This window comes from Streptomyces sp. NPDC058664, assembly GCF_042716635.1.
Classification (GTDB): Bacteria; Actinomycetota; Actinomycetes; order Streptomycetales; family Streptomycetaceae; genus Streptomyces.
This window is the reverse complement of the sequence record NZ_JBHXRW010000047.1, coordinates 1-15011: the sequence shown is the minus strand read 5'-3', so window position 1 is coordinate 15011 and position 15011 is coordinate 1. Positions and strand designations below refer to the sequence as shown.

The following is a 15011-nucleotide window of genomic DNA, read 5'->3' as shown; positions in this document are numbered from 1 at the left end:
GCTACTTGCGCTTGAGGGTCACCGGGGTGCAGGGCTGATAGCCAGCGGCCTGCACCGCCTCGATGACGGCCTCCCGGGCGATGTCCTCGCTGTGGGAGTCGACGAGGCCGCGATGCGTACCCAGGCGCCCCTTGCTGTCGGTCGCCTGAACCTTGAATTTCCAGGTCACTCGGGGGGCGCCCACTCGGCTCCTCACTTGTGCTTGCCGTTGTTCTGCTCGGTGCGCTTGCGGGCACGGTCGATGATCCGGTCGACCTTGGCCTCCAGGTCGCCCTGGTAGACGCTCTCGCCGGCGATGCCCCGCTTCGCCATCCGGGCCACGTTCCAGGCGATCCGGGCGTGCTCACCGGCGGTGAGCGGGGGGTAGTTCGGGTCGTACTCGCTGTCTTTGGCGGCCACGACGTGGTCCTTTCCGGGGCCGGGGCTGTCCCGGCTCCCCTCACCGCCCGAACGGGTCGGGCGGATCGGGCAGCCGTCAGCGACGACGCCTGCGGGCCTTGCTCAGGGTCTTGGCGGCGGCCCGGCCTTCCGGCCCGCCGACCGACTTCACGACGCTCACGACGCCCCAGGCCATGACGGCGGCCAGGAACGCCAGCAGGGCCAGGTTCGCGGCGATGGCGGTCAGCGCGCCGACGAGCAGGGGGCCGAAGTAGACCCCGGCGGCGACCGTGCCGGCGCCGATGCCGGAGCCGAGCGCGATCCGCTGGACCGTGCGATCCGGCGGGGCCTGATGGATGTGCTGGTGCACCACCTGCGGGGAGCCCAACGGGGCCTGTAGGGCGGGGAGGCGGTCGGCGTAGGCGTAGGTGCCGTCCGGGAGCCGGACGACCGGGGCGGGCTCGGGCAGGTTGGACATGGGTTCTCCCAGGTCAGCCATGGCAGCTACAGTCACGGGCCATGGGGGCTCAGCAGAGGCGTACGAGGCCGTGCAAGTGGTGCGGGCGACCGCTCGCGTACCGGTCGTGGTGGCGTTCGCGCCGGTACTGCAACCGGTGGCATCAGGTGCGGAAGTGGATTGCGCGGATCGTCGAAGCGGTCGGGGAAGCCGCCAGCGCCTGACGGCACGGCTCAAGCGGCCGCAGCATCGGGGTAGGCGCAGGGGCTGCACATGCCGAGCGAGGCGGGGATGCGGCATCCGGCGTCCCGCCCGCACTCCGGGCAGATCCGGCGGGCCGCGTTGGCCCGCTCCAGCGCCGCCCACCGGGCCGGGGTCATCGGCCGGACCGGCCGGGCCAGGTCGACCCGGTACAGGAACGCGACCAGCGGTCCGCGCCGGCGGCGGGGCCGTTCGAGCTGGGCCACCACCGGCTGACCACCGGGCCGCAGCCCCAGCGCCCGCAGCTGCCGGAACGTCGCCAGCCCCTCCGGGGCCAGCTGCCAGCGGTAGACCGGCAGCGCGCTCATGAGGCGGTGGCGGTGACGCGCCGCCAGGCGGCCCGCAGCCGGGTCTCACTCGCACTGTGACCGGCCGCCCGGAACCGCAGCGACAACTCCCGGTACGACAGCGGCGGCGTCTCACCGTCGCGGAGCTCCGTGACGATCCGGTCCAGCTCCCCGTCGCTGAGCGCGGGTGCCGGGTCGAGCGCGGGGGTGGGGACGGGTTCGAAGGGGCCCCAGACCGGGAGTTCCCAGCGGGGCTGTGCCCCGGGTGTGACGCGGTCGGTCACGCAGGTCAGAGCGCGTGCGGTGCCCTCGCCCTGCCGGGCCGCCTCCAGCGTCGACCACGCTCCCGACAGCCGCTCGGCGGTCTCCGCCTGGATGCGTGCGACGCGTGCCCCGGCCTCCGTCACGGCCGTCAACCGGGTCTCCTCCGTGCCCGCCTGCGCCCGCAGCCGGGCCCGCGCGACGGCCGCCTCGTCGCGGGCCTCCTGCTGGATGCCCCGGATGGCGTCCAGCGCGACCGGGGTGAGCGCGGTGCGCTCCCACAGCCCGTGCACCAGCCACAGGGCCTTGGCCGCGAGCGGCAGCCAGGACACCGCCAGCCACGCCCCGGTGGACTCCTCCACCAGCGCGTGGGCAACCAGGACACCGGTCGCAATGAGTCCGAAGCCCCAGCCGACCGCCGTCACGGCCCGGTTGTGGTCGCCCTGGGCAGCGAGGCGCCGCTCGTAGGCGAGGGTGGCCAGCCAGCCGCCGTCCAGGCCGAGCCCGACCACCAGGGCGATCTGCCAGGGCATCGCAGCACCGAGCCAGATCACGACCACGGCCAGGGTGAGGACCATGGACACGATCGTCATGGCGACGGCCGGCGCCACGGTCACCAGCTGCTTTTTCACCACCGGACACCTCCCTCGGCGGGGCGGACGTCCAGCGCGCCGAGCAGCCGGACCGGGCCCAGCCCGCTCAGCTCCTGCCACTCCCACACCCGGCCCACCGGCTCGAAACCCAGGACCGCGAGCGCGGCGGCCCGGGACGCCGGGGACGGGACGTCGGTGAACTGGGTGGAGGGCCAGTTCGCCAGCGGGATGGTGTCGTTGGCGACGTACAGCACCCAGATCCCGGAGCGGGTCTGGGCGAGCTGCGCGCAGTACGCCGTGCACCGGCCGCGCTGCCACAGCAGAATCCAGTGGACGGCCAGGACGCCGACGGCCGCCAGGCCCCCGGCGTAGTGGACGCCCCGGCGGCCGACGAGCAGCCCCAGGACCTCTACGGCGATACACAGGAGCACCAGGCTCCACACCAGACGGCGGCTCACTTCTCGCCTCCCTGCTCCTTGGAGCGGAACGGGGTGTAGGTGACGGGGCGGCGCGCCGTCCAGCGGCGGAGCTCCCGGACGGTGGCGTCCAGGATGTCGTTGCCGGGGTGGCGCAGCAGGACCGACAGGGCGATCACCACGTCCGCCGAGCGGCGCTCCAGCAGCCGGTAGTGCTCCTGCTCGTCGGCCCGGCGGACCGACGGCATCGGCACGTCCAGCGCCTCGACGATCGCGGTCAGCAGCCCGGTCACGTCGCCGTCGAGGTCGGTGAGCCTGTTCATGCGGCACCGTCCGTCAGCACCGTGCCGGCGCGGTTGGTCAGGTCCCGGCGTTCCGCCAGGACCCGGTTGTGGGCCCGGCGGATCCGCCGGACGTCCAGCTCGGTGGCCGGCCGGTCGAGGGTCATGATCTGCGCGTCGAGCAGGTCGACCTCCGCCAGGATCAGCGGCATCTCGGTTTCGATCGCGTCCAGCTCCGCGTCCGACGGCTCACCGTCGAACGGGTTGGCCGTAACAACGGCCTGAAGTGCAGCGATGGTCTTCATTGGGTGGGTTCCTTCCAGACAGGAACGGCCCGAACCGACCCCCCGGTGTTCCAGCACCGGGGGGTCTCGCCGTTAGAACCAGGGGATCTCCTCCGGCTCCCCTCGGCCCCGCCCGTACGAGACGGACGGGGGAGGCAACCGGCCGCATTAGCTGCGGAGTTGAGTAGCGCTCTATGGGCCCAGCGGACCCGCGATCTTTGCCCTTGTCTCACCGCGCATGGACGGGTCCCTCAGTCGACCCCGAAGGGGCAACCAGGGAGGAAGGTGCGTACTTCTCATGCGTGGCAGGGCCCACGGCTTGTCGCAGATGCCTGTCGTTCTGTGTCCGCTGTTCAGTTCTCAACCGTGACTGGCGCTTCCATCGAGCCTTTCAGGGGCTCTCCGGGCGGCATAGGTAACACGTGCACTCCTGCACTCGTGTACTCATGTGTAGGAGTGATGTGCAGGAGAGTGCCCAACTCCTGTACATGAGTCAACCCGCCGCGCAGCCTGTGTCGCGGCGGGTTGGGCTCAGAGGGGCCTGGTTTCAGTCACCGGCAGGGATGCGGTACTCCAGAACGAACTGGTCAGCGGCCATGAAGGTGTCGCAGACCTCTACTACTCGGCCATTCGAGGATTCGGCGTTCCGGGTCAGGTGGATGATGGGTGAGCCGGGGCTGAGGCTCAGTGCCGCGACCTCCTGCTTGGTGGCAAGGCGCACTCGGACGGTCTCTGTGAACTCGACCAGCGAGTGGCCGTGTTCCTCCAGCCGGGCGTAGATGCCTCCGCCTCCGGGGTTCTCCTCGAAGAGTTGAGGGATGTCCCTGGCGACATCCCAGGGCAGGTAGGAGATCGCTTCTTCCGTCGGGATGCCGTCGCTGAAGTACAGGCGACGCCGAGCGAGGATCTTGGAGCCAGCAGGGACAGAGAGTCGTTCGGCGATGTCGGCCGGCGCGTTAACCGGGCCCACGTACAGCACGCTGACGCTCGGCTTGCTGCCGGACTGCTCGGCTTCGGCCAAGTAAGCAGCCTTGCCAGCCGTCCGGTGGGACCGCCTGAACCGGTCGGACGACTTCCGGCGGACCGGCGGCCGTCGCTTCACGAAGGAGCCCTTGCCATGGAGGGTGTCGATGAGGCCGGTGGCCCGAAGTTCGGCCATCGACTTCCGTACGGTGCCCTGGGATGCGGAGTACTTCTTCATCAGGTCCGACTCGCTCGGCATCTGCTCGCCGGGCTCAAGCACAGCCTCATTGATCTGCTGGACGAGGTCGTCGGCGATCTGGAGATACCGCGGCTTTCCGGAATCCCGTGCGGGGATGGATGCCATGTCCTTCAGTTCCTCCTAAGCTCCTGTACATAAGCAACGCTACTGGAGGGCGCAACTATGCCGCTGCACTCGGTGTCGGTAGCTGGGGTGGTGGTGCGGGAAGACGGTCGCATCCTCGCGATCCAGCGCGCGGACAACGGCACCTGGGAGCCTCCAGGCGGGGTGCTTGAACTGGACGAGCGCCCCGAACAGGGCGCGGCCCGGGAAGTACTTGAAGAGACGGGCCTGCGCGTCGAGGTCCAGCGCCTGACCGGCGTCTACAAGAACATGACGCGAGGTGTCGTCGCCCTCGTCTTCCGGTGCCGACCAATCGGCGGCGAGGAGAGCACTTCCGCTGAGTCGACGGCCGTCGAATGGCTCACTCGAGATGAAGTCGAGGAGCGGATGACTGAGGTCTACGCCGTGAGGGTCCTGGATGCGCTGAACGCGACAGCCGCCCCGCATGTCCGCGCTCACGATGGGCGGCACCTGCTGGGGGACGCCTGACCTTCAGCGCGATCCGGGCAGCGACCTGCTTCCGGCCCAGCATCTGACCAGGAGCGCAGCAGCCAGGCCTGACGTGCATAACTGAGCGGGTCGGTCTGCAAAGGCGATCCTTCACAAAAACCAAGCGGTGCGGCAGAGCAGCCCAATAAGATTGGCTCCCGCGCGTGAGTGGGTCGACTCAAAGTTCCACCATGCCCACTGCTCCGAGGGAGGGCGCATGCCTGAAACCAGTCCTATCGATGGATCTGTTGGCCCCGTCGATGGCTCCGCTTATGAATTTGACCCCGCCCTCCTCTCTCAACTTGCTCACTTTGTCGATCAAGCCTGCGCCGGCGCCGAGGCATATCATCAAGTCAGTCGGCTCCTGAGAGCTATTTTCGAAAGGGGAGAATTTAACGTCAGCCCTGAATCGGTACGCGAACTAAGCATCGCTTTCATGTTCGTTCTCACTCCTCGACCGCTGGGCTCTTCTCAGCCTGGAGCTGACCTCGGTCCCATTGAAGGTCCGGGTTACCCTCGCCCGCTTCGCGAAGCAAGCGACCAGGTGCGTGAACTTTGGAAGGGCCTGGCTTCTGCAGCATCACACCCCATGGCCAGGGCGCGATTCTCGGACATCGTTTTTACGCTTCGCTTGATAAAAGGGCGCGAATATGCCGAGCGGGCCGTTCAGGGGTATTTGGATATGGTCGGCGGAAACCTTCGACTAGACGAGCAATGCGATGGGCTGCTCCGGGCTTGGACTATCGCGCGTAGTGTTGGGCTAAGCGACCGTGTGGCTGAAATGTCTACGGTAATGCTGAATATAGTGGAGGCGCAAATATCTGTTCGCGATCACGGGTATGTGGCGGTTCATCTGCTTGATGCCCTAGTTATGGGGCAACGCAAAAAAGGTGGAGACCGAGGTGATCCACGGATCGATCAAGTGCTGGACAGTGCTCTACTGGCGTACTCCGAAACACATACGATCAGCGAGTTTGCTGCACTCGTACGTAGGCGCGCCACCGGGGATGAGCCCCGCCTACGGCATGCTGGCGAAGTAGAGGTCCAAGCTCATCTGCGGGATGCCGATAAATCCTCTGATGGAATCGTTATCAGAGCCCATCTGAACGAGGCTGCGTCTAAAGCGCGAAAGCTAGGCCTGGCGCACCTAGAAGCCACCGCTGTCTCGCTTCTTCAGGCTGCTCCGCAGGTTGAATGGAAGACGATGGGGTTTGAATTCGGGGTCCCGAGGTCCAATTTTCACAGATTCCTTCTTCCTTACCTGCGGGCTGATTCCTGGCAGGAGGCTCTAGCAGTCTGGTTCCACTCGGATGCGCCGACTGGCACGTTGTCACGCAATGAAGAGGCGGCGCGTGTTGCACTTAGTGAGTCTACTTTTACGCGACTCGCGACAACGATCGTATTTGGGCGTGATGATCTACCCAAGCGCGTGCTGTCGGGAGACGATGATGCGTACAATCACCAGCTTGTGCGCGCAGAAATGCTGAACGCGAGATTCGGCGGGATTATGCTGGCCGACGCACTTGATTTGGTCAAAAACAGATTCGGCATCCCGGCCCAAGAGGATTTGGGGAACTTCCTGGCTGACGTAGGTGCGCACCCTGCATTGGGTAAATCACTCTCGAAATCTCTTCAGCTATTTTGGGTAGGTGAATTTGAGGCCGCCGTGCATCTCTCGATCCCGAAAATCGAGGCAGCTGTACGTGCTTTGTTGCTTGAGCTTAATGAGCCGATGTATCGGGCTGCGGTGGGGGACGGTACAGGTTCCTTTCCCGGCCTCGGGGCTCTACTGGATCCATTGGTGGATAAGGGATTCGATCCGGACTGGGCGCGTTTCCTCAGGACCTTCCTTCTGGGTGAAGGGGATAACGTTCGAAACCTAACTGCGCATGGCTTCATGGATAACGTCGATAGAGAGAAGGCGGCACTGGCGCTACGTGCTTGCTCCCTAGTCGTTCTCATCGCCTCAGAGGAGGCCGCAAACAGGGACAGGGAGCTAGTGAGAGGGAAGCTAGCCAATCCGGCTCCAATCCCACCCCGTCCTTGGTGGCGACGGGTCAGGCATGCCGTCTGGGCCGCCCATCGAGAGCTGACGCGCTGATAGGCGACCAGACGACGGTCCGCATGTCGGCGCAGACCCGGGGCCGGCGAAACAGGCATAGAGCTCGCCGTGTTGGGGAGAGCCGTTGACAGGATCACAGTCGGGAGGGCTTCGCGTGTTGGCATGGGAGAAGAAGGTCACGGCTTTGGCCAGGAAGGCCGAGAACCGCACTGGAGATGCACACCTGACGGACGCCGTCGGGGAGGGGCTGGCGGCAGTGGCCTACGCCGTTCTGCGGAGGGGGGTGTCCCAAGGGCCGCGTGTCTGGCTCGGTACCCGGGCATCCTCAGGCACCTGGGTCCGATGTGAGGACATCGTGAGTGTCCGCGTACGAGAGGAACAGCAGGACGGAAACTCTGAGTTCGCCTTGGAGGTCTTTGTCCCTGGCTTGGCCTCAGCAGAGCAGTGGCTCATTGTCGCGACCGGCAAGAGCGAGTGGTTCGAGCTGAACGCTGCTGAGCGCCTGCTGATGCTGCTGGATGAGATTGCACGCAATGAGGACGAGGAGGCACCCACAGTGTTTGTTTCCGTCCACGGAGAGGCTGCCGACAAGGGGCGTCTTGAGTGGGATCGGAACTACTGAACTGTGCAGCCAAGCAACCCGATTGGTCGAGGATCAGAACGCGACCGGGGATCCCTTGGACGAGGCGTGGACGGCGGCGTCATCGCAGTTGCGACTGGGAACTCCCGCTGCAGCTCAGGTGGGTTATGGCGTGATCAATACTGGGAGACTGTAAATCCGTCGGCTTAGCCTACCCAGGTTCGAATCCTGGCGTCGCCACGCGAAGAAGGTCCCCGGTGTTTGCACCGGGGACCTTCACTCGTTTCCGGGGCCGCGCGGCCCGGCTCAGTTTCCGGCCACGTCCTTCACCGCGACCGACAGCGGCGTCGAGCCCGCGATCAGTTCCAGGGTGAGGCCGGCCGTCGCCGGGGTGTCGAGGAGTTCCACGAGGGTCGCGGCCACGTCGTCGCGGGAGATCGGGCCACGGCCCGTGTGCGCCTCCAGGCGGACCATCCCCGTGCCCGCGTCGTCCGTCAGGATGCCGGGCCGCAGGATCGTCCAGTCCAGGGCCTTCCGGGAGCGGACGTCGTCGTCGGCGGCGCCCTTCGCGCGGAGGTAGGCGTCGAAGACGTCGCCGCCCGGGTGCGAGGCGTCCGCGCCCATCGAGGAGACGACGACGAAGCGCCGTACGCCCGCGCGTTCCGCCGCGTCCGCGAAGAGCACCGCCGCCCCGCGGTCCACCGTCTCCTTGCGGTCCACGCCGCTGCCCGGGCCCGCGCCCGCCGCGAAGACGGCCGCGCCGGCGCCCTGGAGGACCGCCGCGACCATCTCGACCGACGCCGTCTCCAGGTCCAGGACGACGGGCTCGGCTCCCGCTTTCCGCAGGTCGTCGGCCTGTTCCGGTCTGCGGATGATCCCGGCGACCTCGTGCCCGCCCGCCGAGAGCAGCCTCTCCAGGCGCAGGGCGATCTGTCCGTGTCCTCCAGCGATGACGATGCGCATACTCACGACCGTACGACGGGACCGGCCGGAGGGCTTCCCGGCTCGGGCGGCCGCTCCGGACGCGTCTGGCGCGGCAGGTCCAGCGCCGCCGCCGAGTCGCAGTACTCCCGCACCGCGCTCGTTCGCGCCACCACCCGCCCCCGGTGCACCACGATCCGGCTGTACGCGAGGGACAGCACGCCCGTCAGACGCTCGCCGCGCACCGCGAGCAGCTCCGCCGGGAAACCGGCCTCGACCCGCACCTCCGGCAGCCCCATCACGTCCCGCGCCTCCGCGCTCACCGCCGCGTACGCCTCCTCGGCCGGCAGCCCGCCCAGCGAGGCGAGCAGGTACGCCGCCTCCAGCGGGTCCCCGCGCCCCACCGGGCTCGCCACGTCCCGCAGCGCCCCGCTGCCCGCCGCGACCCGCACCCCGGCCACCCGCAGCAGCCGTACCGGCGCCGCCCCGCGCCGCTCCGCGCCCCCGCAGCCGCCCTGCGGCAGACACACCACCGCCACCCCCGCCGCCGCCAGCTGGTCCGCCGCCCGCCGTGCCGCGTCGGCGGGGAGCCCGCCGAGCCCCGCGCACGGCCCGATCGTCACCCCGGGCCGCAACCCGCCGGCCATCGCCGCGAGCCGGGCGAGCCGGGCCGGGTCGTCCCCGTCGGTGTGCAGGTCGACCGGGACGCCGTGCTCGGCCGCGACCTCGAGGACCGCCTCCACGTAACCGGCCGGGTCGGGGTCGAGGTCCGGACAGCCGCCGACCACGCCCGCGCCCATCTTCACGGCGTCCCGCAGCATCGCGAGACCGTCGGCACCCGCCACCCCGGTGAGCAGCCGGGGTACGGCCACGGCGGTGAGGTCGGCGAGGCCGCGCAGCGAGCGCCGGGCCTGGAGCACGGCTTCCAGGGGGCCGAGCGCGTGCACGTCACCGATCCGTACGTGCGCGCGGAGCGCGGTCGCGCCGTGGCCGAGCTGGAGCAGCGCCGCCTCGGTGGCCCGGCGCTGCACGTCCTCGGGGGCGTACGAGACGGGCCCGGGGGCGTCGGCGGAGAGCGCGGTGTCGGCGTGGGCGTGGGGTTCGGCGGCGGCGGGCAGCAGCAGATAGCCGGTGAGGTCCACGCGCGCGCCCACGGCGGTGAGGCTGCCGGCCGTGCCGACCGCCTCGATGCGGCCGCCGACGAGCCGGACGTCCACGGTCCGTCCGTCGGTGAGCCGTGCGTGGGAGAGCAGGAGCGAGGTCGAGTCGGCGGTGGTGGCGGCCCCGTCCTCGGGTGGCTGGGGCTGCTTGCTTTCGGCTGACATCGGGGCTCCTCAAGGCTCCTCAAGATCAAGATCACGAAGCGTGGGGCCGAGCCTAGGGGCGTCCGGACCGACCTTCGAGGAGGAGCGCAATAGTCGTACCGATGAGGCCACGAGTGGCGTACGTGACGCCTGGTGAGGGCCGTCGGGAGGGCGCCGCGAAACGGATTTGGGTGATGGGCCGGAGACCGTGTAATGTCTTCCTCGCTCGCCCCAATAGCTCAGTCGGTAGAGCGTCTCCATGGTAAGGAGAAGGTCTACGGTTCGATTCCGTATTGGGGCTCTGGTGAGAAGGACCCCGTCTTCGGACGGGGTCCGGATCATCAAAGCGGTGTAGCTCAGTCGGTAGAGCAAGCGGCTCATAATCGCTGTGTCACCGGTTCAAGTCCGGTCACCGCTACACACGGTAGCCGATTGTGGGGTCGGTCCTTCGATCGGCTACTCTTTTATGCGTTCATCCGTCCCATCCGTCCAAGGAGCACTCACGTGGCTGCCACCGACGTCCGCCCGAAGATCACGCTGGCCTGCGTGGAGTGCAAGGAGCGGAACTACATCACCAAGAAGAACCGGCGTAACAACCCGGACCGTCTTGAGATGAAGAAGCACTGCCCTCGCTGCAACTCGCACACCGCGCACCGCGAGACGCGTTAATCAGGCTCGTACACGAGGCCGTCCCCACCAGGGGGCGGCCTCGTGTCGTTTCTCGGCACCAGGCAACAGATCCAGGAGGTATCGAGTCCATGGCGCTCGACCAGTCCTTCGTGGGCCGGACCTATCCGCCCACCCCGCCCTACGAGGTCGGCCGCGAGAAGATCCGCGAGTTCGCCGAGGCGATCGGGGACGCCAATCCCGCGTACGCCGACACCGAGGCGGCCAAGGCGCTCGGACACCCCGATGTGATCGCCCCGCCCACCTTCGTGTTCACCATCACGTTCAAGGCGGCCGGCGCGGTCATCGAGGACCCGCAGCTGGGTCTGGACTACAGCCGGGTCGTCCACGGCGACCAGAAGTTCGCCTACACCCGGCCCGTACGCGCCGGGGACCGGCTCTCGGTCACCTCCACCATCGAGGCGATCAAGTCCCTCGCCGGCAACGACATCCTGGACATCCGCGGCGAGGTCCACGACGCCTCCGGCGAGCACGTCGTGACCGCCTGGACCAAGCTCGTCTCCCGCGCACCCGAGGGGGCCTGACCATGACCGCGAAGATCACCTACGACGAGGTCGAGGTCGGCACCGAGCTGCCCGCGCAGACCTTCCCCGTGACCCGTGCCACGCTCGTCCGGTACGCCGGCGCCTCCGGGGACTTCAACCCCATCCACTGGAACGAGAAGTTCGCGGTGGAGGTCGGCCTCCCCGACGTCATCGCCCACGGCATGTTCACCATGGCCGAGGCGATCCGCGTCGTGACCGACTGGGCGGGCGACCCCGCCGCCGTCGTCGAGTACGGCGTCCGCTTCACCAAGCCGGTCGTCGTCCCCAACGACGACAAGGGCGCGGTCGTGGAGGTCGGCGCCAAGGTCGCCGCGAAGCTGGACGACCAGCGGGTGCGGGTCGACATCGTCGCGATGTGCGCGGGACAGAAGGTCCTGGGCATGTCCCGGGCCGTGGTCAGGCTCGCGTAGTCACGCCGATCGCTGACCAAGGGTGGGCGGCCGCGGAAAGCGGCCGCCCGCCTTCCCCCTTGCAAAGTTAGTGATTGGACACTAACTTTGTTTCATGGCCAGGATGAGTGCGGAAGAGCGGCGCGAGAGCGTCATCCGGGCGGCGATGAGCGAGTTCAGCCGCGGCGGTTACCACGGCACGTCCACCGAGACGATCGCCAAGCGCGTCGGCGTCTCGCAGCCGTACCTCTTCCGGCTCTTCCCGGGCAAGAAGGCCATCTTCCTGGCCGCCTCCGAACGCTGCATCAAGAACACGATCCGCGTCTTCGAAGAGGCCTCGGAGGGGCTGTCAGGCCAGGAGGCCCTGCACGCCATGGCCGCCGCGTACACCCGGATCATCACCGAGGATCCCGACCAGCTCCTCATGCAGATGCAGGTGTACGTGACCGTCGCCGCGGCCGAGGCGGCCGGCGACCACGAGTTCGGCGAGGCCGTGCGGGCCGGCTGGATGGCGTTGTGGGACACCGTCCACCTCGCGCTCGGCGCGGACGTCGACGAGACCACGACCTTCCTCGCGTACGGAATGCTCATCAACACCCTCGTCGCCATGGGCTTTCCGTCCGGGCACCGGGTCTGGGAGGGGTTCTACCCCTCCGTCCACCGTCCCGGTGGTTCGGAGGAGTAGTGCGGCCGCCCGCCTTCACGCGTCCCCGCCGGTACGCCCCCGCTCTTTCATGGGCACGAAAGTTAGTCATCAATAACTAACCTGAGATCCGAGAGGCAGTAATGAACCAGCCAGCAGTCCGCCGCGGTTCCGCCGCCTGGGCACTCGTCATCACCAGCGTCGCCGGCTTCATGGCGGCCCTCGACAACCTCGTCGTCACCACCGCCCTCCCCTCGATCCGCGAGGACCTCGGCGGAGCGCTGCACGACCTCGAATGGACGGTGAGCGCGTACACCCTCACCTTCGCCGTCCTGCTCATGTTCGGCGCGGCCCTCGGCGACCGCTTCGGCCGCCGCCGTCTCTTCCTCGTCGGGCTCACCGTCTTCACCGGCGCCTCCGCCGCGGCCGCCCTCGCCTCCGGCATCGACGGGCTGATCGCCGCACGCGCCGTCCAGGGCGTCGGCGCCGCGATCATGATGCCGCTCACGCTCACCCTGCTCACCGCTGCCGTCCCTGCAGCCAAGCGCGGCACCGCCTTCGGCATCTGGGGCGCCGTGCAGGGACTCGCCGTCGCCTCGGGCCCCCTCATCGGCGGCACCCTCACCGAGCACCTCTCCTGGCAGTGGATCTTCTGGCTGAACGTCCCGCTCGGCCTCGCCCTGCTGCCGCTCGCCCGACTGCGCCTGGCCGAGTCGCACGGCACTGGTGCCCGCCTCGACATCACCGGCACGCTCCTCGCCAGCGGCGGCCTGTTCGGCATCGTGTACGGGCTGATCCGGGGCCCGATCGACGGCTGGACCTCCCTGACCGTCCTCACCGGACTGATCGCGGGCACCGCGCTCATCGGCGGGTTCGTCCGCCACGGCATCCGCGGCAAGGCGCCGATGCTGCCCATGAGGCTCTTCCGCAACCGGGCCTTCTCCGGGATCAACGCGGCCGGCCTGCTGATGTTCCTCGGCATGTTCGGCTCGATCTTCCTGCTCAGCCAGTACATGCAGGGCGTACTCGGCTACTCGCCCACCGAGGCCGGGCTGCGGATGCTGCCCTGGACCGGCATGCCGATGATCGTCGCGCCGCTCGCGGGCGCCCTCTCCGACCGGATCGGCGGACGCCCGGTCGTCGCCGCGGGCCTCGCCCTCCAGGCGATCGGCCTCGCCTGGCTCGCGCTCGTCCTGACCCCCGACGCCTCGTACGCCGCTCAGCTCCCCGCCCTCGTCGTGAGCGGCATCGGCATGGCGCTGTACTTCGCACCGGCGGCCAACCTCGTGATGTCCAGCGTCCGGCCGGCCGAGCAGGGCATCGCGTCCGGTGCCAGCAACGCGCTGCGCGAGGTCGGCGGCGCGCTCGGCGTCGCCGTGATGGCCTCGATCTTCGCCGCGCAGGGCGGCTACGAGTCCGGGCAGAGCTTCGTCGACGGCCTGCTGCCCGCTCTGTGGGTCGGCGCGGGGGCGGTGGCCCTCGGCGCGGTGGCGGTGCTGTTCGCACCGTCGCGGCGCCAGGAGGCCCGGCGGAAGACGGAACCGGAGGACGAGGCCGCGGCCGGGGTCGGGACGGAGGCCGGGAAGCGGGATCTGATCACCACGTGACGGCACGCGGCACCGCGCCGGGGACGGGCCCGCCATGGATGGCGGGCCCGTCCACGTTTCCCCTGTGACAGGGGAACCCCCGTACTCTTGAGCCCGTGCAGCCTCTTCTCGATGCCCCCCTCGCGCCCCTGACCACCTTCCGGCTCGGTGGCCCCGCGGCCCGGCTCGTCACCGCGACCACGGACGACGAGGTGGTCTCGGCCGTTCGCGAGGCCGACGCCACGGGGACGCCACTGCTGATCATCGGCGGCGGGTCCAACCTCGTCATCGGCGACAAGGGCTTCGACGGCACCGCCCTGCGGATCGCGACCAAGGGCTTCGCGCTCGACGGGACCCGTCTGGAGCTCGCCGCCGGCGAGGTCTGGACCGACGCCGTCGCGCGGACCGTCGAGGCCGGACTCGCCGGGATCGAGTGCCTGGCCGGCATCCCCGGCTCGGCCGGCGCGACCCCGATCCAGAACGTCGGCGCGTACGGGCAGGACGTCTCCGCCACCGTGACCGAGGTCGTCGCCTACGACCGGCGCGCCGAGGAGACGGTCACCCTCACCAACGCCGAGTGCGCCTTCTCGTACCGGCACAGCCTCTTCAAGGAGCACCCCGAGCGGTACGTGGTGCTGCGGGTCCGCTTCGAGCTCGAGGACGCCGACGGGATGTCGGCGCCGATCAAGTACGCCGAGACCGCCCGCGCCCTCGGCGTCGGGGCGGGGGACCGGGTGCCGCTCGCGACGGCCCGCGAGACCGTCCTGCGGCTGCGGGCCGGCAAGGGCATGGTCCTGGACCCCGAGGACCACGACACCTGGTCCGCCGGTTCCTTCTTCACCAACCCGATCCTCACGGCGGGGGAGTACGAGGCCTTCCTCGCGCGCGTGGCGGGGCGGCTCGGCGCGGACGTCACCCCGCCCGCCTTCCCCGCGGGCGACGGCTTCACCAAGACCTCCGCCGCCTGGCTGATCGACCGGGCCGGGTTCACCAAGGGGTACGGCTCCGGACCCGCCCGGATCTCCACCAAGCACACGCTCGCCCTCACCAACCGGGGCGAGGCGACCACCGAGGACCTGCTCGCGCTCGCCCGCGAGGTCGTCGCCGGGGTCCGGGACGCCTTCGGGATCACCCTGGTCAACGAGCCGGTGACCGTGGGCGTCGAACTCTAGTAGTACTTCGTTAGGTTCTTCGTCTGGTTCTGTTGCGGGGTAGGGGTCGGCCGCAGGTGGTGCAGGTGCCGGTCCAGCACTGCAGGAGGTC

Annotated in this window: 20 protein-coding genes and 2 tRNA genes; 11 read left to right on the top strand and 11 right to left on the bottom strand. The window is 68.9% G+C overall.

The annotated features are described in order from the left end of the window. Window position 1: 1 nt before the first annotated feature. The 9 genes from ACFWUY_RS30255 to ACFWUY_RS30215 all read right to left on the bottom strand — a co-directional run bounded on the left by ACFWUY_RS30255 (window position 2) and on the right by ACFWUY_RS30215 (window position 4545). Window positions 2-169 (bottom strand): hypothetical protein, encoded by a 168-nt coding sequence (locus tag ACFWUY_RS30255; protein ID WP_384116837.1) that lies wholly within the window; start codon window positions 167-169, stop codon window positions 2-4. Window positions 170-192: 23 nt separating this feature from the next. Then, window positions 193-399 (bottom strand): DUF6257 family protein, encoded by a 207-nt coding sequence (locus ACFWUY_RS30250; protein ID WP_384116834.1) that lies wholly within the window; start codon window positions 397-399, stop codon window positions 193-195. 76 nt (window positions 400-475) lie between these two features. Continuing rightward, window positions 476-856, bottom strand: coding sequence for a DUF6251 family protein (locus tag ACFWUY_RS30245; protein ID WP_384117032.1), 381 nt, complete (start codon window positions 854-856; stop codon window positions 476-478). 212 nt (window positions 857-1068) lie between these two features. Continuing rightward, entirely contained in the window at window positions 1069-1404 is a 336-nt protein-coding gene (locus tag ACFWUY_RS30240) for an RRQRL motif-containing zinc-binding protein (protein ID WP_384116831.1), read from the bottom strand. Further along, window positions 1401-2237: a protein spdB gene (locus ACFWUY_RS30235; protein WP_384117028.1), complete on the bottom strand. Its 837-nt coding sequence runs from the start codon at window positions 2235-2237 to the stop codon at window positions 1401-1403. Before ACFWUY_RS30235 ends, ACFWUY_RS30240 begins: the two co-directional genes overlap by 4 nt. A 35-nt stretch (window positions 2238-2272) precedes the next feature. Continuing rightward, on the bottom strand, window positions 2273-2695 hold the full coding sequence (locus tag ACFWUY_RS30230) for a DUF6303 family protein (protein WP_384116829.1): 423 nt from the start codon (window positions 2693-2695) through the stop codon (window positions 2273-2275). After that, on the bottom strand, window positions 2692-2976 hold the full coding sequence (locus ACFWUY_RS30225) for a hypothetical protein (protein ID WP_384116824.1): 285 nt from the start codon (window positions 2974-2976) through the stop codon (window positions 2692-2694). The genes ACFWUY_RS30230 and ACFWUY_RS30225 overlap by 4 nt, the downstream gene beginning before the upstream one ends. Further along, a complete protein-coding gene (locus tag ACFWUY_RS30220; protein WP_384116821.1) occupies window positions 2973-3239 on the bottom strand; it encodes a DUF6284 family protein in 267 nt (88 codons plus the stop codon). The genes ACFWUY_RS30225 and ACFWUY_RS30220 overlap by 4 nt, the downstream gene beginning before the upstream one ends. Before the next feature lie 526 nt (window positions 3240-3765). Beyond that, window positions 3766-4545, bottom strand: coding sequence for a GntR family transcriptional regulator (locus ACFWUY_RS30215; RefSeq protein ID WP_384116818.1), 780 nt, complete (start codon window positions 4543-4545; stop codon window positions 3766-3768). 57 nt (window positions 4546-4602) lie between these two features. On the opposite strand from ACFWUY_RS30215, the gene ACFWUY_RS30210 reads away from it, so the two are divergent. From ACFWUY_RS30210 to ACFWUY_RS30200, 3 genes are all read left to right on the top strand, one after another. After that, on the top strand, window positions 4603-5031 hold the full coding sequence (locus tag ACFWUY_RS30210) for an NUDIX hydrolase (RefSeq protein ID WP_384116815.1): 429 nt from the start codon (window positions 4603-4605) through the stop codon (window positions 5029-5031). Between the two features lie 217 nt (window positions 5032-5248). After that, window positions 5249-7132 carry a hypothetical protein gene (locus tag ACFWUY_RS30205; RefSeq protein ID WP_384116812.1) on the top strand — a complete coding sequence of 628 codons (1884 nt, stop codon included), beginning with the start codon at window positions 5249-5251 and terminating at the stop codon, window positions 7130-7132. A gap of 115 nt (window positions 7133-7247) precedes the next feature. Beyond that, window positions 7248-7715 carry a hypothetical protein gene (locus tag ACFWUY_RS30200; RefSeq protein ID WP_384116809.1) on the top strand — a complete coding sequence of 156 codons (468 nt, stop codon included), beginning with the start codon at window positions 7248-7250 and terminating at the stop codon, window positions 7713-7715. Between the two features lie 264 nt (window positions 7716-7979). Here ACFWUY_RS30200 and ACFWUY_RS30195 read toward each other — a convergent pair whose 3' ends face one another. Next, window positions 7980-8636, bottom strand: a complete 657-nt coding sequence (locus ACFWUY_RS30195; protein WP_384116806.1) for an SDR family oxidoreductase — start codon at window positions 8634-8636, stop codon at window positions 7980-7982. A 2-nt stretch (window positions 8637-8638) separates the two neighbouring features. Continuing rightward, the gene (locus ACFWUY_RS30190) at window positions 8639-9919 is read right to left on the bottom strand and encodes an amidohydrolase family protein (RefSeq protein WP_384116804.1); all 1281 of its coding nucleotides are present in this window, start codon (window positions 9917-9919) and stop codon (window positions 8639-8641) included. 207 nt (window positions 9920-10126) lie between these two features. On the opposite strand from ACFWUY_RS30190, the gene ACFWUY_RS30185 reads away from it, so the two are divergent. The 8 genes from ACFWUY_RS30185 to ACFWUY_RS30150 all read left to right on the top strand — a co-directional run bounded on the left by ACFWUY_RS30185 (window position 10127) and on the right by ACFWUY_RS30150 (window position 14920). After that, window positions 10127-10199: transfer RNA gene (locus ACFWUY_RS30185), tRNA-Thr, on the top strand. 44 nt (window positions 10200-10243) lie between these two features. Beyond that, window positions 10244-10316, top strand: a tRNA-Met gene (locus ACFWUY_RS30180). A gap of 86 nt (window positions 10317-10402) precedes the next feature. Continuing rightward, window positions 10403-10567 (top strand): 50S ribosomal protein L33, encoded by a 165-nt coding sequence (rpmG, locus tag ACFWUY_RS30175; RefSeq protein ID WP_003956487.1) that lies wholly within the window; start codon window positions 10403-10405, stop codon window positions 10565-10567. 89 nt (window positions 10568-10656) lie between these two features. After that, window positions 10657-11109: a MaoC family dehydratase N-terminal domain-containing protein gene (locus ACFWUY_RS30170; RefSeq protein ID WP_384116801.1), complete on the top strand. Its 453-nt coding sequence runs from the start codon at window positions 10657-10659 to the stop codon at window positions 11107-11109. Between the two features lie 2 nt (window positions 11110-11111). Next, window positions 11112-11540, top strand: coding sequence for a MaoC family dehydratase (locus ACFWUY_RS30165; RefSeq protein ID WP_384116798.1), 429 nt, complete (start codon window positions 11112-11114; stop codon window positions 11538-11540). A 94-nt stretch (window positions 11541-11634) separates the two neighbouring features. Continuing rightward, window positions 11635-12204, top strand: a complete 570-nt coding sequence (locus ACFWUY_RS30160; protein ID WP_384116793.1) for a TetR/AcrR family transcriptional regulator — start codon at window positions 11635-11637, stop codon at window positions 12202-12204. 101 nt (window positions 12205-12305) lie between these two features. After that, entirely contained in the window at window positions 12306-13769 is a 1464-nt protein-coding gene (locus ACFWUY_RS30155) for an MFS transporter (RefSeq protein ID WP_384116791.1), read from the top strand. Window positions 13770-13864: 95 nt separating this feature from the next. Beyond that, entirely contained in the window at window positions 13865-14920 is a 1056-nt protein-coding gene (locus ACFWUY_RS30150) for a UDP-N-acetylmuramate dehydrogenase (RefSeq protein ID WP_384116786.1), read from the top strand. The last annotated feature ends 91 nt before the right edge of the window (window positions 14921-15011 follow it).